Source organism: Stenotrophomonas sp. PS02297 (genome assembly GCF_029959705.1).
Classification (GTDB): Bacteria; Pseudomonadota; Gammaproteobacteria; order Xanthomonadales; family Xanthomonadaceae; genus Stenotrophomonas; species Stenotrophomonas nitritireducens.
The window spans coordinates 1-23,527 of the sequence record NZ_JASCOS010000054.1 but is presented as its reverse complement, the minus strand read 5'-3'; the positions used below and the strand labels follow the sequence as shown (position 1 = coordinate 23,527).

Sequence of the window (23,527 nt, the reverse complement as noted above, 5' to 3'; positions counted from 1 at the left end):
CCCGGCAAAGCCCCGCCGGGCGCTGCCCGGCACTACAGAAACGCGGCAATCCCTCGCCTTGTAGAGCGGGGCAACGCCCCGCTGGTGCATTCCCGGCAAAGCCCCGCCGGGCGCTGCCCGGCGCTACAGAAACGCGGCAATCCCTCGCCCTGTAGAGCGGGGCAACGCCCCGCTGGAGCATTCCCGGCAAAGCCCCGCCGGGCGCTGCCCGGCGCTACAGAAGCGCGGCAATCCCTCGCCCCGTAGAGCGGGGCAACGCCCCGCTGGAGCATTCCCGGCAAAGCCCCGCCGGGCGCTGCCCGGCGTTACAGAAGCGCGGCAATCCCTCGCCTTGTAGAGCGGGGCAACGCCCCGCTGGAGCATTCCCGGCAAAGCCCCGCCGGGCGCTGCCCGGCGCTACAGAAACGCGGCAATCCCTCGCCTTGTAGAGCGGGGCAACGCCCCGCTGGAGCATTCCCGGCAAAGCCCCGCCGGGCGCTGCCCGGCGCTACAGAAACGCGGCAATCCCTCGCCCTGTAGAGCGGCGCAACGCCCCGCTGGGGCCTTCCCGGCAAAGCCGCTCGCTACAGCCGCCAGGCGGTGAGGAAGGCGCGCAGCGAGGCCGGTTTCACTGGTTTGGTCAGCACCCGGTAGCCGCGCTCGCGCGCCAGCCGCTTGAGTTCGTCGCGGCCGTCGGCGGTGAGCAGCGCGCCGGGCAGCGGCCGCCCGGCGGCCTCGCGCAGCGCGACCAGCGCATCGAGGCCGTCCATGCGGTCGTGCAGGTGGTAGTCCACCAGCATCACGTCCGGCCGTTCGGCGATCTTCTCCAGCGCCATGTCCACGGTGCTGGCGGCGATCACCTGCACTTTCCAGCGGCCGAGCAGGGCGCGCATGCCGTCGAGGATTTCCTGGTCGTTGTCCACGCACAGCACGCGCATGCCGGCCAGCGCCTCGTCGCCGCCGAACGCCGGCATCACGCGCGCCGGCGGCGCCACCGCCGGCGTCGGCACGCGCGGCAGGGTGATGGAGAACATGCTGCCGCGGCCGGGCTGGCTGCGCGCATCCAGGCCATGCCCGAGCAGGCGCGAGATGCGCTGGCAGATCGACAGGCCCAGGCCCAGGCCCTGCTCGCCCCAGTCGAACGGCTGCTGGTAGCGGTGGAACTCGTTGAAGATCTGCTGCATGTGGTGTTCGGGAATGCCCGGCCCGGTGTCCCACACCTGCAGTTCGACCTGGCCGCCGCGCACGCGCAGCGCCAGCACGATGCGCCCGCTGCGGGTATAGCGCAGCGCGTTGGCCATGAAGTTCTGCAGCACGCGGCGCAGCAGGCGGCGGTCGCTGCGCACCCACGCCGGCCGCGCGAACACGTGCAGGCGCAGGCCCCGCCCTGCGGCCACCGGCGTGTACTGCGCGGCCAGTTCGCGCACCAGCACCGCGGCGTCGAAGTCGGTGACGGTCGGGCGCAGGCCGCCGGCGTCCAGCCGCGACACGTCGAGCAGGCCGTCGAGCAGTTCCTCGGCCGCGCGCAGCGAGGCGTCCACGCGCTCGGCCAGGTGCCGCTGTTCGTCGCCCTCCTGCAGGCCGTCGCGCAGCGCCGAGGCGAACAGGCGCGCGGCGTTGAGCGGCTGCAGCACGTCGTGGCTGATCGCGGCGAGGAAGCGGGTCTTGGACTGCTGCGCCGCTTCGGCCGCCTGCGAGCGCTCGGCCACGCGCTGTTCCAGGGTTTCGTTGGCTTCCAGCAGCGCCTGCTCGGCGCGCTTGAAGTCGGTGATGTCGTTGTAGCTGGTGACGTAGCCGCCGCCGGGCAGCGCCTGGCCGCGCAGCTCGATCACCTTGCCGTCGGCGCCCGTGCGCTCGAACACGTGCGGCGTGCCGGCGCGCATGTGGCCGATGCGGCGGTCGATCTGCACCTCGATGTCGCCCTCGCCCAGCTCGCCGCGCTCGGCGTTGTAGCGGATCAGGTCGGCGACCGGGCGGCCGACGTAGAGCATGCCGTCGGGATAGCCGAACATCTGCTGGTAGCGGCGGTTCCACGCGGTCAGGCGCATGTCCGGATCGACCACGCTGACCCCGGCGCTGATGTTCTCCAGGGTCGTGGACAGGATCTCGCGGTTGAAGCGCAGCTCCTGCCCGGCTTCGTCCAGCACCGCCACCACTTCGCCCAGGTCCATGCCCGAGCCGCGCAGCAGGCTGGTCAGCAGCAGGCGCGCCGATGCGGCGCCGATCGAGGCGGCCAGCAGGCGTTCGGTGAACTGCACCCAGGCGCGGTCGGCGGCGGCGGCCGGCTGCAGTTCGCGCTGCAGCGCCTGCGCCTGCTCGGCGAAGGAACGCCGCGCGCGCACCTCGCCGACCACGCGCGTGGCCAGCGCCAGCAGGTCGCGCACCTTGACGTGCGCCGGCCAGTCGCCGGCCACCGCCGGGCGCCGCGCATACGGCTCCAGGAACGGCGCCACGCGCAGCCGCTCGGCCACGCCCGGGCGCCAGCGCATCGACACCAGCAGCATGGTCGCGGCGTTGAGCAGCAGCGACCAGAACGTGCCGTGGGTGAGCGGATCCCAGCCACGCAGGCCGAACAGCTGCTCGGGCCGCAGCCAGCCGATGCCGAACGGCCCGTGCTCGACCAGCGCCACGTCCAGCCAGCCGCCATGGCTGAGCGCCGGCAGCAGCAGCGTGTATATCCACACGCCGAAACCCACCGCCATGCCGGCACCGACGCCGCGGCGGCTGGCGCCGCGCCAGTACAGGCCGCCGATCAGGCCGGGCGCGAACTGCGCCACCGCGGCGAAGGCCATCAGCCCGTAGGTGGCGAGCATGGTGTCGTTGTTGCTGCCGCGGTAGTAGCCATAGGCCACCAGCGCCAGCAGCAGGATCGCCAGGCGGCGGATCCACAGCACCCGCGAGGCGACGTCGGCAGCCTCGCGGTGGTCGCCGCTGCGGCGCAGCAGCAGGGGCATGACCAGGTCGTTGCTGATCATCGTCGCCAGCGCGATCGAGGACACGATCACCATGCCGGTCGCCGCGGAGAATCCGCCGACGTAGGCGACCAGTGCCAGCGCGGTGTTGCCGCCGCTCATCGGCAGCGCCAGCACCAGCGCGTCGTCGGCCACGCGGCCGCTGCCCAGCAGCGCGTTGCCGGCCACCGCGATGGGCACGATCATCAGCGAGATCAGCACCAGGTAGCCGCCGAACAGCCAGCGCGCGCGGCGTACGTCGCTGACGTCGCCGCATTCCACCACCGCCACGTGGAACTGGCGCGGCAGGCAGATAAGCGCCAGGAAACTGAGCAGGGTCTGCGAGACGAAGCCCACCGGCGGCGCGCCTTCGAACAGCGTGCGCGCCGAGGCCACCACCGCGGTACCGCGGTCGGACAGCCACACATAGGCGAACACGCCCACCGCCACCATCGCCAGCAGCTTGATCATCGACTCCAGCGCGATGGCCAGCATCATGCCGTGGTGGTGCTCGGTGGCGTCCACCTGGCGGGTGCCGAACAGGGTGGCGAACAGCGCCATCAGCAGCGCCACGTACAGCGCCGGATCGGTCAGCACGCCGCCGCCGCCGGCATCGCCGGTGAGCACCTGCAGGCTCATCGCCACCGCCTTGTACTGCAGCGCCAGGTAGGGCACCACGCCGATCAGGGCGATCAGCGCCACCAGCGCGGCCAGCCTGCGCGAGCGGCCGTAGCGGGAGGAAATGAAATCGGCGATGGAAACGACGTTCTCGCTGCGCGCGATCAGCGCCAGCCGTTCGATGATGCGCCAGCCGAACAGCAGCAGCAGCAGCGGCCCCAGGTAGATCGGCAGGTAGCCGATGCCGTAGCGCACCGCGGTGCCGACCGCGCCGTAGAAGGTCCACGACGAGCAGTACACCGCCAGCGCAAGGCTGTAGACCACCGGCCGCAGCCAGGGCCGGTCCGGATACATCGGCCGATGGTCACCCCACCACGCCACGCCGAACAGCAGCGCGGCATAGCCGAGCGAGACCAGCAGCAGGATCCAGCTTGAGACCAAGGACGAGTTTCCGGACGGGCCGTGCCGCAGTGTAGCCGCTGCCGTCGCGACGGCAGCGCGCGCGGATCAGTACGGTATCGTCACGCCGACTTCCGGCTGGCGGGGCGCGTCGGGCAATGGCCGCGCCGGCAGCCACAGGTGGAAGCAGGTGCCGGCGCCGGGCGCGCTGTCCACCACGATCCGGCCGTCGGCGGCCTTGATCAGGTTGGCCGCCACCGCCAACCCCAGGCCGGTTCCCTGGCCGCTGGGCTTGGTGGTGAAGAACGGCTCCAGGCAGCGCAGGCGCACCTCCTCGCTCATGCCGTGGCCGCTGTCGCTGACTTCCACGCACAGTTCGTTGCCCGGCTCCCGGCAGGACAGCGCGAGGCGGAACGTGCCGCCGTCGGGCATGGCCTGCTGCGCGTTGGCCGCCAGGCTCAGCAGCACCAGTTCCAGCTGCGCGGGATCGAAGTGGATCTGGCAGCGCACGCCGCCGGTGTCCAGCGCGAACGCCACGCGCGCGTCGAACAGCTGGCGCAGCATCGGCTCCATCGCCGCGACGGTCCGCGCCGCGTCCAGCAGCTGCGGCCGCGCCACGTCCTGGCGGCTGAAGTCCAGCAGGCGGCGGGTGACCGCGCCGGCGCGCCGCGCCGCCGACTCCACACCCTGCAGGGCCGCCCTCAGCTCGGCCGGATCGTCGCTGCGGCGGCCCTTGCCGGCATAGCCCATGATCAGCGCCAGCAGATGGTTGAAGTCGTGCGCGACGCCGCTGGCCAGGCGGCCGACGTTCTCGATCTTCAGCGCGTGCACCAGCTGTTCGCGCGAGCGCTCCTTCTCGTGCATTTCCAGCTGCAGCTCGTCGCGCTTGCGCGCCAGGTCGGTGCCGCGCCGCTGCGCGATGCGCAGGTTGTCGCGCAGCGAGGACAGCGACTGGTCCAGCACGAAGGCCGCCATCGCCGTGCCGAACCCGGCCAGCGCCAGGTCGCGCAATGCCAGCTCCACGCGCATGGGCAGGTAAAAGCCGGCCGCCGCATCCAGCCACGCCCCCAGCGCCAGCAGCCCGCCCAGCCAGCCAGCGGCCAGCCACAGCGCGCGCCGGCCCAGCAGCGCGCCGGCCAGCAGCACCGGCAGCAGTTGCAGCAGCTGCCCCTGCATCTGCGCGCGCAGCCCCCAGTAGCCATAGGCCACCGAGGTCAGCACCAGGTTGGACAGCACGAACGCCGCGACGGACAGATGCAGCCGCCGCCGGCGCAGCAGTTCCAGCGACACCAGGCAGGTCAGCATGCCGCACACGGTCAGCGCCTGCCCCGGCAGGCCGGCGGAGGGCGGGCTCCACAGCAGGGTCAGCAGCTGGTAGCCGGCCACCGCCAGCAGCAGGCGCAGCAGCATCGCCACGGCGCGCGCTTCGGTGGCATCGACCGCGGGCGGCATCCACCGACGGGCGACGGCGGACGCGCCCTGCGGCGGCTCGGCCGCATCCTCGGGCCGGGAAGGTAGGGAAAGCATCGGGCTGGATCCCCGGCACGGCGGGGCGCCGCGCGATACATGGAAGGTCGCCGCTATATTACGGACCATCCGTTGTAGAAGCGCTCCCGCGGTCCTGCGGACGAAGCAATCCCGCCGCTGGAAAGAGATGCGCCTGTTCCCCATTCCCCGATGTCTGCCGCCGTGCCTGCTGCTGGTACTGGGCCTGGCGGGTCCCGCACAGGCCGCCGAGGGCGATGTACGCCTGAAGGAGGAAGTGGCGCGCTGCGTGCCGCTGGTCTACGACGCCCCCCGCGATGCCCTGGCCCTGGCCGATCGCCTGCTGGCCCTGCCGGCGCTGCCGCTGGCGATGAAGATCGACGCGGTGAGCTGCCGCACCTCGGCGCTGCACCAGCTCGGCCGCAATGACGAGAGCCGGCAGGCGATCTCGCAACTGCAGGCATTGCTGCGCACGCCGGGACTGGCGCTGGGGGAATACGACCAGGTGCAGCGCCGCGTCGCCTTCCTGTTGCTGCGCGACGGCCGCATCGACGAGGGCCTGCGGATTCTGGAAGCCCTGCAGGAGCGCAGCATCGCCACGGGAAACATCGGCGGCCAGATCCTGGCGCTGGGCCACATCGCCCTGGTCCACGCCGAACAGCTGGACGATCCGGAGGGCGCCCTGCACTACCAGCAGCAGGCCCTGACCCTGTCCGGACACCTGCCGCGGCCGCCACGGCCGCAGGACGTCACGCTCAACTACAACCACGGCTGCACGTTGCTGCAGCTCAAGCACTACGAAGAAGCCGGCAGGGCGTTCGACCGCGCCGAACACATCGCCCGCCGGCTGTCCATGCAGGAGGCGCTGCTGCACAGCATCCGCAGCGACCGCGCGGAGATACTGCGCGCCCGCGGCCATCGCCGGATCGCCCGGTCCGAGCTCCTGGCCGTGCTGCATTGGCAGGAGCGCAACAACCCGTTGAGCCGGGTCACCACGCTGCAGTATCTCGCGCGGATCGCGCTGGACGAGGGCGTGCCGGAACAGGCGCGGGAGCTGGCCGAACAGGCGGCGATGGTGGCCGAGGCCGGCAGGTTCCCGGGCCATCGCGAACGACTGGAACTGCTGGCCGAAATCAGCATCGCCCAGGGCGACGCGGCGAAGGCGCACGGCTATCTGCGGCGGGCGCGCCAGTCCGATCGGCCGGGGATGTCGGAGGAAAGCCTTGCCCGTCTTGCGCGGATGCAGGCCCGGGCCGCGCAGGCGCTGGAGCCGGCCCGGGTCAATGCGCTGCAGGAGGCCAACCGCGACCGCCTGCTGCGCGATATCGCGCTTGCCATCGCGGCGCTGCTGCTGGTGGGCGTGGCCAGCCTGTACCTGCGCACGCGCCGGCAACAAAGGAGCCTGCGCAGGCTCCTGGCCAGCGCCAGGCCGCTCCTCCGGCACCGGGACGGCTGACGCCGGCGATGCCGCGCGGCGCGATGCGTCGTACGACATGAGGGGGAGTGGGGCTATATTAATAGGCATCCGTTGCCGGACGTTCCCGCGCCACCGCCTCCCGGACGGACTCTCTTTCGCCAGGAAACACCTGCGCCATGCTTTCTCCGCTTCGTGTCGTTCGATTCCGCCGCCTGCTGCCCGGCGCGGCGCTTGCCACCGCCCTGGCCGGTCCCGCCAGCGCCCAGGTCGCCGATGCCGACGCACGCCTGATGGACCAGGTGATGCGCTGCCACACGACGGTGCACGGCGCGCCGCGCGATGCCCTGGCCATGGCCGGCAAGCTGCTGGCCATGCCGGCGCTGCCGCCAGTGGTCGAGATCGGCGCGGAAGGCTGCCGCGGCTTCGCCCGGCAGTTGCTGGGCCAGGGCGACGCCAGCCTGGAGTCGGCAGCGAGGCTGCAGGAACTGCTGCGCACCGCGGAGCTCCCGGCGATCGAACGCAACCGCGCGCTGCAGATGGCCGCGACGCTGCTGCAACGCAATGGCCACACCGGGGAAGGCCTGCAACTGCTCGAAACGATGCTGGAACGCGGCGTCGCCGAGAGCGACGTGGGCAGCCAGATCACCGCGCTGACCGGCATCGCCCTGATCCGCGCCGAGCAGATGGACGATCCCGAAGGCGCGCTGCATTACCAGCAGCAGGCGATCGCGCTTTCCGACCACCTGCGCCGGCCGCCGCTGCCGCAGGACGTGATGCTCCACTACAACCACGGTTACACGCTGCTGCGGCTCAAGCGCTACGACGAGGCGGAGCGGGCCTTCGCCCGTACCGAGTCCATCGCCGGCCGCCTGTCCAACCAGGACGTGATACTGCATCGCATCCGCGGCCATCGGGCCGAAGTGCAGCATGCGGCCGGCCGGCTGGACGTGGCCAAGGCGCAGTTCCTCGAACTCCTGCCCTGGCAGGAACACAACGATCCGCTGGGGCTGGTCGTCACCCTGCAGCGGCTGGCGCGCATCGCGCTGGAGCAGCAGCAGCCGGAAGAAGCGCGCAACCTCGGCGAACGCGCCCTGGCGGTGGCCGAGCCCGGCCGCTTCCCCGATGGTGTCCGCGACAGCCTCGACCTGCTGGCCGAGATCAGCATGGCGCTGGGCGAGCCGGCGCAGGCGCGCGACTACCTGCGCCAGGCGCGGCAGGTCGACCAGGCGCGGATGAAGGGCGACAACCTAAACCGCCTGGCCAGGCTGCAGGCCAGGGCCGAGCAGGCGCTGGACCCGATCCGCATCAACGCCACCCAGGAGGCCAGCCGCGACCGCCTGCTGCGCAATGCCGCGCTTACCGCCGCGGCGATCCTGCTGCTGGGCGGTGCCGGCCTGTACCTGCGCATGCGCCGGCAGCAACGGCGCCTGCGCGAACTCGGCAGCACCGACGTGCCCACCGGGCTGCCGAACCGGCGTGAGGCCGAACGCCTGCTGGATGAGGCCACGTCAGTATCCCCCGGCGCCGAGCGCCACGCGGTGCTGCTGCTGGAAATCGATGGCTTCAAGGCGCTCAACGACCAGCACGGCCACGCCGCGGGCGACGCGCTGCTGCGCGCGGTGGCCGCGGAACTGGTGCGCAACAGCGACCAGCACGACCATGTCGCGCGCTGGGGCGGTGCCACCTTCATGGTGATCCGCGCCAATACCTCGCAGGCCGCCGCTTTCGCGCTGGCCGGGCACCTGTGCCGCTGCATCGAGCGGCTGCAGGTGGACGTCGCTCCAGGCCAGTGCCTCACGCCCGGCATGTCGGCGGGCGTGGCGCCGCATCCGTTGTTTCCGGGAACCCGTGCATCCAATGCCGATACCCTGCGCGTGGCCGGCCGCGCCCTGCAGGTGGCGCGGCGCAGCGGGCTGGGCACCTGGGCCGGGTTGTGGGGCCTGGCCGAAGGCCGCAACGTGGACGTCTACAGCATCCTGCGCGATCCGGAGCATGCCCTGGCGCAGGGCTGGATCGTGATCGGCGGCGGCCGCCCGATGTCCTGGGCGCCCCCGCGCGATGGCGCCACGCCAGCACCGGCGCCGCGCGAGGAAAGCCGGGCCCAGAATCGGGTTTCCCACCTGCCCTGAACCCGGCGCTCGCCGACGACGCGCAAGGGAAACCCGACCCTGGACCCGGTTTTCCCCCACGCGGCGCTGTTCACTTCGCCAGTTCGAAGCGTACTTCGACGCGGCGGTTCGGCAGCAGGCACTCCAGCAGCGCCGCACGCGGCTTGACGCCGTCGCACTGCTGTACCTGCCGGGTATCGCCACGGTATTCGTAGCGGATCATGCCCGGGTCGATGCCGCGGCCGATCAGCAGTTCGCGCACGGTCTGCGCACGGCGCTGCGAAAGGCCCTGGTTGTAGTCGAAGCCCTTGCCCTGCATGCGGTCGGCATGGCCGACCAGGGTGACCCCGGCCAGTTCACGCCGCTCGCCGGCGATGGTGGCCAGAGCGCGGTCGATGCTCTCCAGCGAGTAGGTGCGGATGTCCTTGCGGCCGTCGCGGTCGAACTCGAACAGCACGTTGGCGATCAGCGGGCCGGGCGTCGGCGCCGGCGCCAGCACCGGAGCGGCATCGGGTGCCACGCCGCACTGGCGCGCCAGCGCCTCGGCGTCGTTGACCAGGTCCTCGGCGATCTGGATGTACGGCTTGGAGTGGCGCCACTGCTGCTGGTTGAACTCGTTGCCGGCGTGGACCAGTTCGACCTCGCCGCAGGCCACGGCCTGCTGCGCGCAGCTGAAGCCCGGGGTGCCGTGGATCGCCTTCAGGCGCTGCCACAGGTCGTCGCGCAGGTACCTGGCGTTGTTGACCAGCGCGGTGTCGGTAGGAATCGGCGAAACGCCGTTCTCCATGTCCACGATCAGCTTCTCCGACTCGGTCAGCGCTTCCTGCGGGAATGCGCTGCGGTCGTTGCGGGTGTATTCGTGGAAGGACACATCCAGCCAGCACTGCGCCTTGGACAGGTGGTAGTCGCGCACCGGGCGGCCGCCGTCGTTGAGCGCCTTGATGCGGCCCTGCGTGGCTTCATAGCCCTGCAGGTCGGCATGGATGGCCTCGTCGGTGATGCGCTTTTCCTGCGGGTTGAGCCGGGTCTGCTGGGCGCCGGCGGTGCCGGCCACGATGGACAGGATGGCGGCGGACAACAGCGCGCGGGACAGGGTGGAACGGGTATGCGGAGATTTCATCGGGTCGTCCTCAGCGGGCCGGGTCGCGGTAGCGGACCGGGTCACGGCGGAAAAGATCTTCATCGAACTTGAAGCGCAGGCGCAGGAACAGGCCCTGCTGGGTGTACTCGTAGCCGTTGAGGTCGCGGTCGCCCTCGAAGCCGGTCCGGTTGTAGCCGGCCGACAACCACAGGTTCTGCCGCAGCAGGCGGCCCACTTCCACGCCGTAGGCGTACTGGTTGGCGCCGGACTGGCCGCGGAAAGTGGAGCCGAGCACGCCGATGTCCCAGTTCTCGGTGAGGTCGTAGACAATGCGGCCGGAGAACAGCATCGCGCGGAAGCTGCTGTTGACGCGCGCGCCATCGCCGTAGGCGAACTGGTCGCGCTGCCACTTGCCGGCCACGCGCCCGGTCAGCCACCACGGCCGCGACGGATGCCAATCGGCATGCGAGGAGACGATGTGGGCGCGGGTGCGCACGTCCTGGCTGGTGCCGTTGACCACCTGCCCGTCGAGCAGGGTCAACCCGCTTTCGTCGCGCTCGAGCTTGTACTCGTAGCGCATCAGCGCGTTGATCCGGTTGCGGTCGGTATCGCGGTAGGCCAGGCCCAGCTGGAAGCGGTCCTGCAGGACATCGCCGCGTTCCTTGTAGTTGGTCGCCAACAGGTAGTTGCGGCCCAGCAGAGTCCAGTCGCGGCTGAGCTTGCGCGCCAGCATGAACTGCAGCAGCGTGGTGTCGAACGCCTCGTTGGCCTCGGTGTGCGCCACGTCCTCGGAAATGCGGTGCTCCACGCGCACCGCGCCACGCCACAGCGGGTTGGCGCTGTAGTCCAGCGCCAGCGCCAGGCCGGTGCTGTCGCCGGTATCGCCGGCGATCACGTTGACCCGCTCGGCCGAACTGCTCAGGCGCAGGCCTTCGCGGATGTCCCAGTTGTTGCGGATGCCCGAGGCGGCCTGCACGTCGCGGCCGCTGATGGCATCGCGCAGCCGGTACTCGCTGAACGCCTGGGTGTCGCGCAGGTAGCTGCTGTCCACGCCGAACACCAGCGCATCGGCCTGCCGGTCGGTGGTGGTGATGCCGTAGGCGCTGGTCAGGCCGGTCTGCTTTTCGTAGCGCCCGTACAGGCGGCTGCGCTCGAACACCTGGTAGTCCACGCCGGCGGCGACGCGGTTGCGGTCCTCGCCACTGACGCTCTGCTCGACCTCGGCGCCGCCGCTGAACTTCTCGCTGAAGCGGTAGCCCAGGCCGATGCGGGCGCTGTCCGATTCCAGCCTGGTGCCGACCGGCAGGTCGCTGGTGATCGGGCTGCCCGAGGACGAGCCGTTGATGACCATCAGGCCGGTGGCCGGGTCCAGCGCCTGCTGGCCGTAGCCCAGCGCACCGCCGCCCATGCCGGTGGCGAAACCGCCGGTCAGGCCGCCGGCCTGGCCGAACGGCGAACCCATCGACCACGGCGAGGTCACGCCGATGGTCTCGCGGATGCTGCGCAGGCCGAAGTCCAGGGTCAGCCGCTCGGTGGCGCCCACGCGCACGCCGGCTCCGCCGGCATCGCGCTTGCCGCCATCGGGATTGCGGTCTTCGCTGCGCAGGCCCTCGACATACAGCTCCAGGCGCGGGCCCACCGCATAGCCCAGCCGCGCGTTGTACTCGCCGCGGCCGCCGTACAGCGGCGAGGCCGGGTTGTTGAACGCCGGATCGGTGCGCGCGGCGAACAGGCGCGCATCGAACTTGTCGCCGTCATGCGCGAACTCGACGCGCCAGGCGTCGCCCTCGACCTCGCCCACCACGTCCTTCAGGCCCTGCGAGGTGACCTGGTTGAGCGAGCTGGTGTTGACCTCGCTGCGGGTGCGCGCGAACTCGGCGACCAGCATCGTGTTCTCGCCGAAGCGGTAGCCGGCATTGACGCTGCCCATGCGGAACTCGGCATAGGGATTGCGGTCTTCCACCGCCGAGGCGCCCACTTCCAGCCGGTCGCTCAGCTTGAACTGGCCGTCGGCGCCGAACACCCAGAATTTCTCGGTCTGCTGGTCCAGCTCGTAGGTGATGCGCAGCGACACCGGGTTGAGGTCGCTGTCGAAGGACGGCATGAACTGGTTGAGCAGGATGCGTCCGGAGAACGGCTCGAAGCTGTAGTCCACCAGCCGCGCCAGCGGCCGCACCGAGACGATGCGGGTGGGCTGGTTGCGGTCGCGCACGATCACTTCCACCCGCTCGCTGCCTTCCAGCACCGTGTTGTTGCGCAGCGCGTACGGGCCGCTGCCCTGGCTGCGGAACTCCTCGATGACCTGGCGCAGCGAATCCTCGATGGCGAAGACATTGCCGCGTGCGCGCTCGCTCTCGAAGTGCCAGCCCAGGCCGGTGGCGGTGCGGTTGTAGGTGCTCAGGCTGCGCTGCGGGATCGGCCCGCTGCCGCCGATGCCGGTGCTCGTGGCCAGCGTGTCGCCGGTCTGGAAATCACCGTACAGCAGGTAGCTGCGCTGGTTGTCGATGCGCACGTACAGGCGTTCGGCCGAGCGCGCGTCGAAGCCGCGCAGCGACGAGTCGCCGTACACCGGGTAGAACTCTTCCGGCTGGATGTCGCGCAGCAGGCGGCCGCGCACGTCCTTGTCCGAGTCGTAGGCGGCGGTGAGCAGGTACTCGCCCTTGATCCGGCCCTTGACGAAGAAGGCGGTGCGCGCGGCGGCATTGGCCTTGCCGTTGTTGAACTGCTTCTCCCAGCGACGGATGTCGCGGTCGAAGGCATCGTGGTGCTGCACCGGCGAGATCAGCCCGGCATTGGACTTGTTGCGGAAGTTGACCACGCCTTCGATCAGGCCGGTGGCCAGCAGCTCGCGCATTTCCGGCAGGAAGCCGATCACGCCTTCGGCGGTCTGGCCGCCGGCGGTGATGCGCAGCACCACGTCCTGCGGCTCATGCGGGGCCAGCAGGTCGAACTCGGCCACGCCGTCCTGCACCACCAGCTGCACGCCCGGGGTGACCTTGTCCGCGTCGGCGGCGCCGGGACCGAACTCGTCGGTGCGCGAACCGGGCAGGCGGATGCGGCCGCCGCTGTTTTCGATGGTGGCGTAGGACTTGCCGGACAGCGGCCTGCCCTCGCCGTCGAACAGCTGCACGCGCACGTGCACCGGCGTCTGTCCGTCGGCCGGCACGCCGTCGCGGTCGACGTCGACGCGGACCAGGTCCACGCCGCGGTTGAGGCTGTAGTCCAGGTTGCCCGAACGGGCAGCAACCACTTCCGGCGGGGCATCCGCGCTCGCCAGCGAGCGCGGATACAGGGTCGAGGCATCGCCCAGCACCGGGGTGAAGCGGGTGCTGCTGCCCACGTTCTGGGCCAGGGCCGGCGTCGCGGCCGAGGCCAGCGCGCAGGCCAGCAGGCTCAGGCGCGGCATCGCGCGCGCGCAACGGCGGCTCATGGCTGCACCTCCGGCGAGGCCGATGCGGCGGGCGGGTTGGGTCTGGGTTCCACGATCGGTCTCTGGTTGGCCGAGTCCGTGGCCTGCTGCGGCGCACGGGTCGGCTTGCTTTCGAATCGCAACTGCGGCTGGCCGGGCTCGCTCTCCGGCGCGCGCACCTCGCCCTGGGTACGGCGGGCCTTGACCTGCTCCAGCACCGGGTTGGAGCAGCTGCCCTCGACGAAGTCGGCGCGATGCAGCTCGCCATTCTTCAGGTCCAGGAACAGGCTGTCGGCATCGCCCAGGTTGCGGTTGCTGCTGGTGGTCAGGCGCGCGCCGACCGGCAGGGTCGAGGGATCGACCTTCAGCGTGTGGCTGTTCGGCGGCAGGCCGCAGTAGCTGTACTTGCCTTCGGAGTCGGAGACCAGCCAGGTGCCGTCGTTGAAGTACAGGCGCACCCCCGGGATGCCCAGCTCTTCGCGGTCCTGCACGTGGTTGTTGTTGCAGTCCACGAACACCTTGCCCAGCACGCAGGCCTCATCGGTGAACACGCCGCCGGTGACCCGCACGCGGTACTCGGCGCGGTTGGAGGGCGTCGAGCCCGGCAGCGGGTTCAGCCCCACCGGATCGATGCAGCCGCCGGTGATCGAGCAGCCGTGCGCCTGGGCGCGGTTGATGCCGTCGCCCTGCATCGCGCCCACGCCGACGCGGACGCGGTAGGTCAGCGCCAGCTGGCCACCCACCTCGATCCGGCCCAGGTCGAAGGCCAGGCGCGGGCCGGGCCGGCCCAGCGGATCGGCCAACGCGCGGCCACCGCTGCGCGCGGTACCTTCGATGTAGGTGAAGCCGCGCGGCAGCGTGTCGACGATGTTCACCGTCGCCAGCGGGCCGCCCGCCGTCTGCCGTACCGTGATGGTGTACTGCACGGTGTCGCCGATCTCGGCGATCTGGCGGTCGCCGGTCTTGCTGATGACCAGGCCCGGCGCCACCATCGCATCGACCGGGATGTGGTTATGGATGACGCCGGCACCGCCCGAACCCGAGAACAGGGTCAGGTAATAACGCGTGGCATCGCCGATCTCCCCTTCCGGTGCACGGGCATTGGGCTGTACCCGGTAATCGCTGCCCACCGGACCCGGCGGCGACAACGAATCGGGCTGCGGCGGAATCAGCGTCGAAACGAAGCTGTAGCCACCCGGCGGCGTCACCTTCAGCTCGAACTCGCACCGCGCAGGTGCGCCCGGGCCGAAGAAGAACTGATAGTAGCCATCGCTGCCCACCGTCATCGAGATCGAATCACCCTCGACTTTGTACCCACCGCCGGCGGCGTTGAGGACTGCGGTCAGCGGGTTGTAACCGGCACACACGCCAACCGGGGTCATGGTGACCACCGCACCGCCAACCGGCTCGCGGGTGACGGCGTCGTAGACGACACCCGACGGATCCACCGCCAGGCTCTGCTGCGGCAGATGCTCGCCCGGTGCCAACACGATTTCGAGCTGGCTGGTCAGACCGTCGCTGCTGCGGCAAGTGCTGGTAAGTCCATTGGCGATGGCAGCGGCGGTATCGCACGGCGCATTGCTGTCGCCACCGGTTTCCTGGGTCACCGGCCACGCCCAGATCACACCCGATGCCGGATCGCGGAAACGGATGTTCCACTGTTCGCCGGGAATGACGTCGTCGAAGCGATAGCTGCCGTCGCTGGCGGTGGTGGTGCGCTTTTCCACTGCGCCGGTGCGCGGATCGACCAGTTCGACGATCCAGTGCGGCAGGCGGATATCACCGTCATCGAGGATCTGGGTCTGGCTGCCCCGTTCAAACCACACCGTGCCGGAAACCGACGCCGAGAGCTGCACCGCCGTGGTCTGGCTGCAGGCGCTGTGGCGTCCGCTGCTTTCGCAAACCGGCAGACGATCGGGGTGGTTGAAGAAGTTGTCGCGCTCTTCCGGGGTAGGCGCATGCGCCGGCGTTTCGCCGCCGCCTTCGGCCATCACCACGTTGGATACAGCACCGGTGCTGGCAGCCTCGGCCGAGACCCTCACCTGCACCGTGACATCCGGTGCGCTGGCACCGGGTGCCAGTACACGGCTGCTGGTACAGCTCAGGCGGCTGTCACCGGCGGCGCCGGTGCAGTTCCAGCCATCACCACTGGGGGCCGCCGCCAGGGTCAGGCCACCCGGCAGATAGTCGTGCACGACATACTCGCCCTGGGTCGCACGCTGGCCGCCATTGCGCACCTGCAACACATAGCCGGCGGCATTGTTGACGGTGAAGCGGGCCTTGTCGGCGCTCTTGCTGACCCTGATGTCCGCCGAATCGCTGATCTCACCGAAGTTGTTGTCGATCGAGCTGCCGCCCTCCCGCAGCACGATGTTGCTGATCGCCGAAGGCAAGGTCGTCCTGTCGGTCGCCTGACCGACGGTCTGGCCGTCGACGGTACCGGCGGTGGTGGCGCCATTGACGGTACCCGGCGGTTGGACCGGCTCAGTCACCGTGTAGGTGCCCGGGCGCAGGCCGTCGAAGCGGTACTTGCCGTCCTTGTCGGTGGTCGCCGTCACGTTGACCGGATTGCCCAGGTCATCGCTACCGGTCAACACCACTTCCACGTCAGGGATGCCGGTCTCCTCCGGATTCACCTGGCCGTCGTCGTTGTTGTCGTTGAATACGCGGCCTGAGATCGAGGCGGCACGCAGTTCGCCGAAGTTGTTGTCGGTCGAATGCTGATTCGCACCCAGCACGATGCCTTCGATCTGCGACGGCACGCTCGTCACCGGGGTCGCGGTGCCACCCGTGCTGCCGGCCACGGTCTGGCCGTTCAACGTATCCGCCGGCTGCGTCGGCTCGGTCACCACATAGGTGCCCGGGGCCAGCTTGTCGAAGCTGTAGCGGCCTTCGGCGTCGGTGGTCAGTTCCGCCGTTACCGGAGCGCCTGTGCTGTCGGTGCCGCTCAGGCGCACGGTGACGCCCGCAATGCCTGCTTCGTCGGCATCGACCACGCCGTTGTTGTTGGAATCCAGCCAAACGCGACCGGAAATCAAACTGTTCTGCGGGATTTCACCAAAGTTGTTTTCGGTCGAGTGCTGGTTCGCACCCAGCACGATGCCTTCGATCTGCGACGGCACGCTCGTCACCGGAGTAGCGGTACCACCGGTGCTGCCGGCCACGGTCTGGCCATTCAGCGTATCCGCCGGCTGCGTCGGCTCGGTCACCACATAGGTGCCCGGGGCCAGCTTGTCGAAGCTGTAGCGGCCTTCGGCATCGGTCTGCACTTCCGCCGTCACCGGCTTGCCGGTCACGTCGGTGCCACTCAGGCGCACGGTGATGTTGGCGATGCCTTCCTCGCCCGCGTCCACCACGCCGTTGTTGTTGGCATCCAGCCACACACGACCGGAAATCGAGCTGATGTACGGGATTTCGCCGAAGTTGTTGTCGGTCGATTCCACGCCCGGTCCCAGCACGATCGTGCTGATCGCCGACGGCGTCGTCTCGCGCGGCGTCGCGGTACCACCGCTGCTGCCCGGGATGGTCTTGCCGTTGCTGGTTTCCGGCGGCTGGACCGGTTCGGTCACCGTATAGGTGCCCGGACGCAGGCCGTCGAAGCGATACTTGCCGTCCTTGTCGGTAGTCACCGTCACGTTGACCGGATTGCCCAGGTCATCGCTACCGGTCAGCACCACTTCCACGTCGGGGATGCCGGTTTCGTCCGGATCCACCTGGCCGTCGTCGTTGTTGTCCTTGAACACCCGACCCGAGATCGAGCCGCCACGCAGTTCGCCGAAGTTGTTGTCGGTCGAGTGCTGGTTTGCACCCAGCACGATGCCCTCGATCTGCGACGGCACGCTCGTCACCGGAGTAGCGGTACCACCGGTGCTGCCGGCCACGGTCTGGCCATTCAGCGTATCCGCCGGCTGCGTCGGCTCGGTCACCACATAGGTGCCCGGGGCCAGCTTGTCGAAGCTGTAGCGGCCTTCGGCATCGGTCTGCACTTCCGCCGTCACCGGCTTGCCGGTCACGTCGGTGCCACTCAGGCGCACGGTGATGTTGGCGATGCCTTCCTCGCCCGCGTCCACCACGCCGTTGTTGTTGGCATCCAGCCACACACGACCGGAAATCGAGCTGATGTACGGGATTTCGCCGAAGTTGTTGTCGGTCGATTCCACGCCCGGTCCCAGCACGATCGTGCTGATCGCCGACGGCGTCGTCTCGCGCGGCGTCGCGGTACCACCGCTGCTGCCCGGGATGGTCTTGCCGTTGCTGGTTTCCGGCGGCTGGACCGGTTCGGTCACCGTATAGGTGCCCGGACGCAGGCCGTCGAAGCGATACTTGCCGTCCTTGTCGGTAGTCACCGTCACGTTGACCGGATTGCCCAGGTCATCGCTACCGGTCAGCACCACTTCCACGTCGGGGATGCCGGTTTCGTCCGGATCCACCTGGCCGTCGTCGTTGTTGTCCTTGAACACCCGACCCGAGATCGAGCCGCCACGCAGTTCGCCGAAGTTGTTGTCGGTCGAGTGCTGGTTCGCACCCAGCACGATGCCTTCGATCTGCGACGGCACGCTCGTCACCGGGGTCGCGGTACCACCGGTGCTGCCGGCCACGGTCTGGCCGTTCAGCGTATCCGCCGGCTGCGTCGGCTCGGTCACCACATAGGTGCCCGGCGTCAGGTCGGTGAACGAGTAGCGGCCCTGCGCGTCGGTCTGGACCTCCGCCGTCACCGGGGCGCCCGTGCTGTCGGTGCCGCTCAGACGCACGGTGACGCCCGCGATGCCTGCTTCGCCCGCATCCACCACGCCGTTGTTGTCGCCATCCAGCCACACGCGGCCCGAGATCGAGCTGTTCTGCGGGATCTCACCGAAATTGTTGTCGGTCGAATGCTGGTTGGCAGCCACGTGAATGTCGCTGATGGCCGACGGCGTGGTCGCCACCGGCGTCGCTGTACCGCCGGTAGTGCCGGCCACGGTCTGGCCATTGCGGGTGCCCGCCGGCTGCTCCGGCTCGGTCACGGTGTAGGTGCCCGGCGCCAGGTCGGTGAACGAATAGCGACCCTGCGCGTCGGTGTAGGCCGTGCGCGTGACCGGGTTGTTCGCAATGTCGGTGCCGCTCAGTTCCACCTTGACGTTGGCAATGCCCGGCTCGCTGCCGTTGGCGAGGCCATCGTCGTTCATGTCCATCCACACCTGGCCGGACACCGAGCTGTTGGTCGGGATTTCGGCGAACAGGTTGTCGCTCGAACGGCTGCCCGGCGTGGTCAGCTTGATCGTGGCGATCGCCGATGGCGTGGTGGTGGTCGGCGTGGTGTTGCCACCCGCGCTGCCGGCGGTGGTGATGCCGTTGATGGTGCCTGTCGGCTGGGTCGGTTCGGTCAGGGTGTAGGTACCCGGGCGCAGGCCCTCGAAACTGAAACTGCCGTCGGGGTTGGTGGTAAGGGCAAGGCTGACCGGGCCAAGATCGTCGGTGCCGGTCAGGACGATGTCCACGCCGCCAATGCCGGTATCACCCGCATTGTTCTGGATGCCGTCGTTGTTGGTATCGAAGAACACGATGCCCGACACCGACACCGGCAGGATCTCACCGAAATTGTTGGCGATGGAGTGCTCGCCGCCACCCAGCACGATGCCGGACACCGCCGAAGGCGTGACCCCCGGGCTGGTGGAAGTACCGGTGGTGACACCCGCAATCGTGCCGGCCACGGTGCGGCCATTGAGGGTGGTCACGGACGCTCCGCCCACGGTGACCACCGGCTGCGCGGCCTGCTCGGTCACCACGTAGGTGCCGGCCAGCAGGTCGTCGAAACGATAGTTGCCGTTGCTGTCGGTCTGCACCGAAGCCACCGTGTTGCCCAAGGCGTCCACGGTGCCGGCAGGCAGACTGACGGTGACGCCGGCAATGCCGGTTTCGCCCGCGTCGATCACGCCATTGTTGTTGGCGTCCAGCCATACGCGGCCGGCAATGGAGCCGGCCAGTTCGCCGAAGTCGTTGCCGGTGGTGGAACCGGCCAGCGGCAGCTTGCCGGTGACCTTCACGTTGGGCGTGGCGCTGGCGGTTCCGTTTTCCTTGCCGTTGGCCAGGCCGGTGGGCTGGGTTTCGACGATCCTGTAATTCCTGCCGACGATGGCCCCATCCCACGCATAGGTACCGTCGGCGGCGGTTTTCTGGGTGTTGCGCGAAGTCCAGACGTTCGGCGCGGTTTCTTCGAAAATCTCGATGGAAACGCCGGCGATGGGCGCGTCATCGGCGGCGACATAGTCGCCGTCGTTGTTGCGGTCCAGATAGACCAGGCCGCTGATGGTGGTCGCCAGCACCTCGCCGAAGTTGAACTCGGTGCCATTGCCCGCCGCCAGCGTGATGCCAACGATGCGGTCGGTGGTGGCGGCGTCGCCGGGCTCGCCGGTCTGCGCGATGCAGGTGGCAGCGCCGCACGCCACGCCATTGATCTTGCCCGGGTTTACCGCTGCCGGCTGGTTGATGTAGGTGCTGCCCGCCGGAGCGGTCGGCAATGCTTCACGCAGCGCGTAGGTCTTGCCCGGGCTCAGGTCGGTGAACTGGTAGGCGCCGCTGGCGCTGGTGGTGGCCGTGACCGCCGCGCCACCATTGAGCACCGGAACGTAGGCCGCGCCGTCCAACACCAGCAGCTCCACTGTCGCGCCGCTGATGTCCAGGTCGGTGCCCGCGTTGCGCACCTGGTTGTCGTTCACGTCCACATAGACGTAGCCGGACAAGGTCCTGCCAACGAATTCGGGGAAATCGAACTGCACGCCGTTGGCATTGTTGGCCAGGACGATGCCGCTGATGACGCTGGTGGTGGCGGTGTTGCTGGCCACGCCCTTGTTGGTCACCCCCGTGCTGCCGTCCTTGCGAACGGTGCGCAGGGTATTGGGCTGCGGCATACCGTTGCCGGTGTATTGCGCCGGCACCTGGGTCTGATCCTGGGTAATGGTGTAGCCGGTGCTGCCGGATGGCGGCAGACCAACGAACCGGTAGTCGCCACTGGCATCGCTGGTCGTGGTCAGACTGATCAGGTTGCCGTTGAGGTCGGTGCCGGTCAGGGTCAGGGTGACGCCGGCAATGCCGGTATCGGCCGCATCCACATCGCCGTTGTCGTTCTGGTCGTAGAACACGCGGCCACCGATGCTGGCCGCGGGCTTCACCGTGACCGTCGAACTGCTCTCGTTGTTGCCCGGAACGTTGTCTTCGGCAACCTCGTTGCCCTCAGCGTCGATGCCCGGACTGACCTGGACCACATTGGTGCGGTCGACATCGAACAGCGCCGGTGTCGTACCGTCGTAGATCCCAGGCCTTGGCCGGGCCCACAAAGTCAGCGTCACCACGCCGTCGAGCTTCGGGAACACGCCGAGCAGGTCGCAGGTGATCTCCTGCTGGTGGTTGCGCGCCGTCACTGCGGCCACGCCATTGGAGATGTAGCAGACGTTGCCGGTGCCCGTTGCCGGCACGCTGGCCGACACTGCCAGCGTGGCCGCCAGGCTGGCGTTTGCGCCGCTGGCCACTGCCGTGGGCGCATGCGCGCCGGTGGTCAACCATTCAAAGCCGGCAGGCAGCGTATCGACCAGGCGGATGCGGTCGGTCGGGTTGATGCCCTTGTTGTCCACCACGACCTGGTATTGCACCGGCTGGCCGACGTCCACCGGGTCGGTGCCGATGGTGGTCTTGGTCACCCCCAGGTCGGCGACCGGCATCAACAGATGCTGCACGCTTTCCAGGTTGTTGCCGGCCTCGGCAGGGTCGTTCGAGCACTTGCCCGCGGTTTCGTAGGTGCCCGTCTCGTCGCCGCAGACATGGGCCCGGTTGCCGAACCACACCGCGCCCACGCTGGTCGCCGGGCGGTTGTCGGCCACGTTGATGTCGATGATGAAACTCGACGACTCGCCGGCCTCCAGTATGCTGGCGGCATCGCCGAAACGGCAGCTGATGTTCTTGTTGGCGCCCCCGGGCTGGGCGCAGATCGCCGTCTTGCCGGACACCTGGGTAAGGCTTCCCATCGTGAATGCGAAGTTCGCCGGCAGCGGCACCAACTCGTCGATCATCTCCACGCTTTCGGCGCGGGAAGGGCCGTGGTTGGTCACGGTGAACCTGTAGCGCGGCGTCTGTCCGAACTTGAAGGGCGTTCCCAGCGGAATCACGTTGCCCGCCGCATCCACCTGCACCTTGTTCTGCTCAAGGTCGATGCGCGGCACTTCCACGTTGAACTTGACGCTGCTTTCGTTATTGCTCTTGGAATTGTCATCGCCGCAGCTAGTGGACTTCTTGCTGCTGTCATTGGTGCGGTATTCGCACAGGCCGCCGCCCAGCGTCACCTCGGCCTGGTTGACGATCTCGGTATAGAGCGTCGCTCCCTTCGGATGATCCGTCGGGTTCAGAACCGGCTTCTTGAGCCGCACGCGGATGTTGATCGTTTCGGTAACGCCGCTGCCGACAACGCCACCGCTGTTGACGCAACGCACCAGGGTGGTGTTGCCGCTGGGGGTTTTGGTACAGACCATATTGGTCGTCACCGGATCCACGCCCACGATTTCGTAGGCATGTTGGCTCAGGGTAGCCGTGCCGGTGAACAAGGTGTCCTCGACGACGAAGGCGCCCACCGGTACCTCGAACGGCCCGAGATTGCGGGCCTCCAGCTTGAACGCGAACGGCTGGCCGATGGCCGGCTTGACCACGTCCATGCTCTTGACCAGATCCACGTCCAGGCGCGGCTCCAGGTCAACCGCGGCGCTGTCGGAGAGATTTTCGGCCAGCACCGCGTCGGGCGAGGTCAGCGTGACGGTGTTGGTCAACCGGTAGGTGCCATCGCCCTGGGCCACGCCCTGGTTGAGCGGGCGCGAGACGTCCAGTACGACTTCGATCGTCTCGCCCGGCGCGACGTTCTTGAACGTGCACAGCTGCCCGCCATTGCTGCCAGCGGCAATATTCGCCGGGCAGTTGTCGCTGGTAGTGCCCGCCGCCACCTGGCTCAGTGTTCCGCCGGTGGGGCCGCGATAGACCATGATCGGAATCTGCGGCGTGGTATTGCCGTTGCCGTTGCTCAGGATGCCCCGCAGCGGGTCGGTCAGCACCAGGGTCTGGATGGTCTTCTGGGTCGCGTTGCTCGGCGTACTGATCAGGATGCGCCAATACAGGTGGGTGGCGTTCGCGGCCAGGGTCGGCGCGGCGTTCACGTCGTCGAACCATTCGCCGGCAACGGCGCGGTTGCCGGTGATCGAGGATTGCTTGACCAGGGTGATGTTCGCCGAGTCCGCATCGGCGCCGGCCAGCGTGGCCCACAGGCCGCTGCCTGCCGTTTTGCAGGTGTCGTCCGAGGTTTCGCCTGCGTTGCTGATCGGCTGCGGGCCTGCCGATTGCGCCATGCCCAGGGCGTCCAGCGCCGCCTTGCCGGTGCAGGCCGTGTTGCTCAGCTCCACCGGCGCGGAATCGGCGGCCATGCTGGCGATGCTGGTACTGAACTTCACCGACGTGCTCGCGCCCTTGGCCAGCGTCATCTCGTCGGTATTGGTGGTTTCGCAGAGAATGCGGGTGGTGCGATTGGAACTGATGCCGGCCGGCGGCGGCGTGTTCCGCGTTACCGTGCACTGCCAGTCAGTGCCGATCGTCGTCACGCCATTGTTGCCATACGCGGCATCGACTTCCAGCGGGTCCAGGTAGTCCACCACGCGCAACGGATGGGCCGGCGAGGAATAGGTCAGCGCGCTGCTGCTGGCGCTGCTGTTGGTGATGGTAATCGTGTCGGTGATGACCGTACCCGGCGCGGAGGGGCCGGAACCGGGGCTCTTGCTCTTGACCAGCGACAGGTTGGCGAACGGCGGCTGCACGTCGTAGCCGACCGACGCCGCATCGTTGTCCGGGTAGACGTCGTCAAGCCCGGGCGGCGGTGTGACCAGGACCGGGAAATTTCCCTTCGCCGGCGTCGACGGCAGCCGCAGCTTGATCGGGAAATTGCGCGTACCGTTCACGGCGACCGCATCGGTGACCGTACAGGTGACGACCCAGCCGCTGTGGGTGGCGCCACCCACGGGGATCTGCAGACTGCCGTTCGCCGCGGTGCAAATGGCCGGCAGGTCGAGGGCAGGG

At 69.0% G+C, this 23,527-nt stretch carries 7 protein-coding genes; 2 read left to right on the top strand and 5 right to left on the bottom strand.

Annotated features, from left to right (window positions below; genetic code table 11):
• Positions 1-563: 563 nt before the first annotated feature.
• Both QMX80_RS11450 and QMX80_RS11445 read right to left on the bottom strand, forming a co-directional pair.
• Entirely contained in the window at positions 564-3,989 is a 3,426-nt protein-coding gene (locus tag QMX80_RS11450) for a PAS domain-containing hybrid sensor histidine kinase/response regulator (RefSeq protein WP_282277166.1), read from the bottom strand.
• A 66-nt stretch (positions 3,990-4,055) separates the two neighbouring features.
• Positions 4,056-5,474 carry an ATP-binding protein gene (locus QMX80_RS11445; RefSeq protein ID WP_282277165.1) on the bottom strand — a complete coding sequence of 473 codons (1,419 nt, stop codon included), beginning with the start codon at positions 5,472-5,474 and terminating at the stop codon, positions 4,056-4,058.
• 127 nt (positions 5,475-5,601) lie between these two features.
• Between QMX80_RS11445 and QMX80_RS11440 the strand changes: the two genes are divergently transcribed.
• Positions 5,602-6,888: a hypothetical protein gene (locus tag QMX80_RS11440; RefSeq protein WP_282277164.1), complete on the top strand. Its 1,287-nt coding sequence runs from the start codon at positions 5,602-5,604 to the stop codon at positions 6,886-6,888.
• A gap of 137 nt (positions 6,889-7,025) precedes the next feature.
• Positions 7,026-8,978 (top strand): GGDEF domain-containing protein, encoded by a 1,953-nt coding sequence (locus QMX80_RS11435; RefSeq protein WP_282277162.1) that lies wholly within the window; start codon positions 7,026-7,028, stop codon positions 8,976-8,978.
• Positions 8,979-9,048: 70 nt separating this feature from the next.
• Here QMX80_RS11435 and QMX80_RS11430 read toward each other — a convergent pair whose 3' ends face one another.
• The 3 genes from QMX80_RS11430 to QMX80_RS11420 are packed head-to-tail and all read right to left on the bottom strand — an operon-like array spanning position 9,049 to position 23,469.
• On the bottom strand, positions 9,049-10,077 hold the full coding sequence (locus tag QMX80_RS11430; protein ID WP_273085273.1) for an OmpA family protein: 1,029 nt from the start codon (positions 10,075-10,077) through the stop codon (positions 9,049-9,051).
• A 10-nt stretch (positions 10,078-10,087) separates the two neighbouring features.
• Positions 10,088-13,468: a hypothetical protein gene (locus QMX80_RS11425; RefSeq protein ID WP_282277161.1), complete on the bottom strand. Its 3,381-nt coding sequence runs from the start codon at positions 13,466-13,468 to the stop codon at positions 10,088-10,090.
• Positions 13,465-23,469: an SdrD B-like domain-containing protein gene (locus QMX80_RS11420; protein ID WP_282277159.1), complete on the bottom strand. Its 10,005-nt coding sequence runs from the start codon at positions 23,467-23,469 to the stop codon at positions 13,465-13,467. The genes QMX80_RS11425 and QMX80_RS11420 overlap by 4 nt, the downstream gene beginning before the upstream one ends.
• Between the last annotated feature and the right edge of the window lie 58 nt (positions 23,470-23,527).

Coding starts and splice junctions, on each gene's coding strand:
- QMX80_RS11445 (WP_282277165.1), bottom strand. CDS start 5,474: ATGCTTTCCCTACCTTCCCGGCCCGAGGATGCGGCCGAGCCGCCGCAG.
- QMX80_RS11440 (WP_282277164.1), top strand. CDS start 5,602: ATGCGCCTGTTCCCCATTCCCCGATGTCTGCCGCCGTGCCTGCTGCTG.
- QMX80_RS11435 (WP_282277162.1), top strand. CDS start 7,026: ATGCTTTCTCCGCTTCGTGTCGTTCGATTCCGCCGCCTGCTGCCCGGC.
- QMX80_RS11430 (WP_273085273.1), bottom strand. CDS start 10,077: ATGAAATCTCCGCATACCCGTTCCACCCTGTCCCGCGCGCTGTTGTCC.
- QMX80_RS11425 (WP_282277161.1), bottom strand. CDS start 13,468: ATGAGCCGCCGTTGCGCGCGCGCGATGCCGCGCCTGAGCCTGCTGGCC.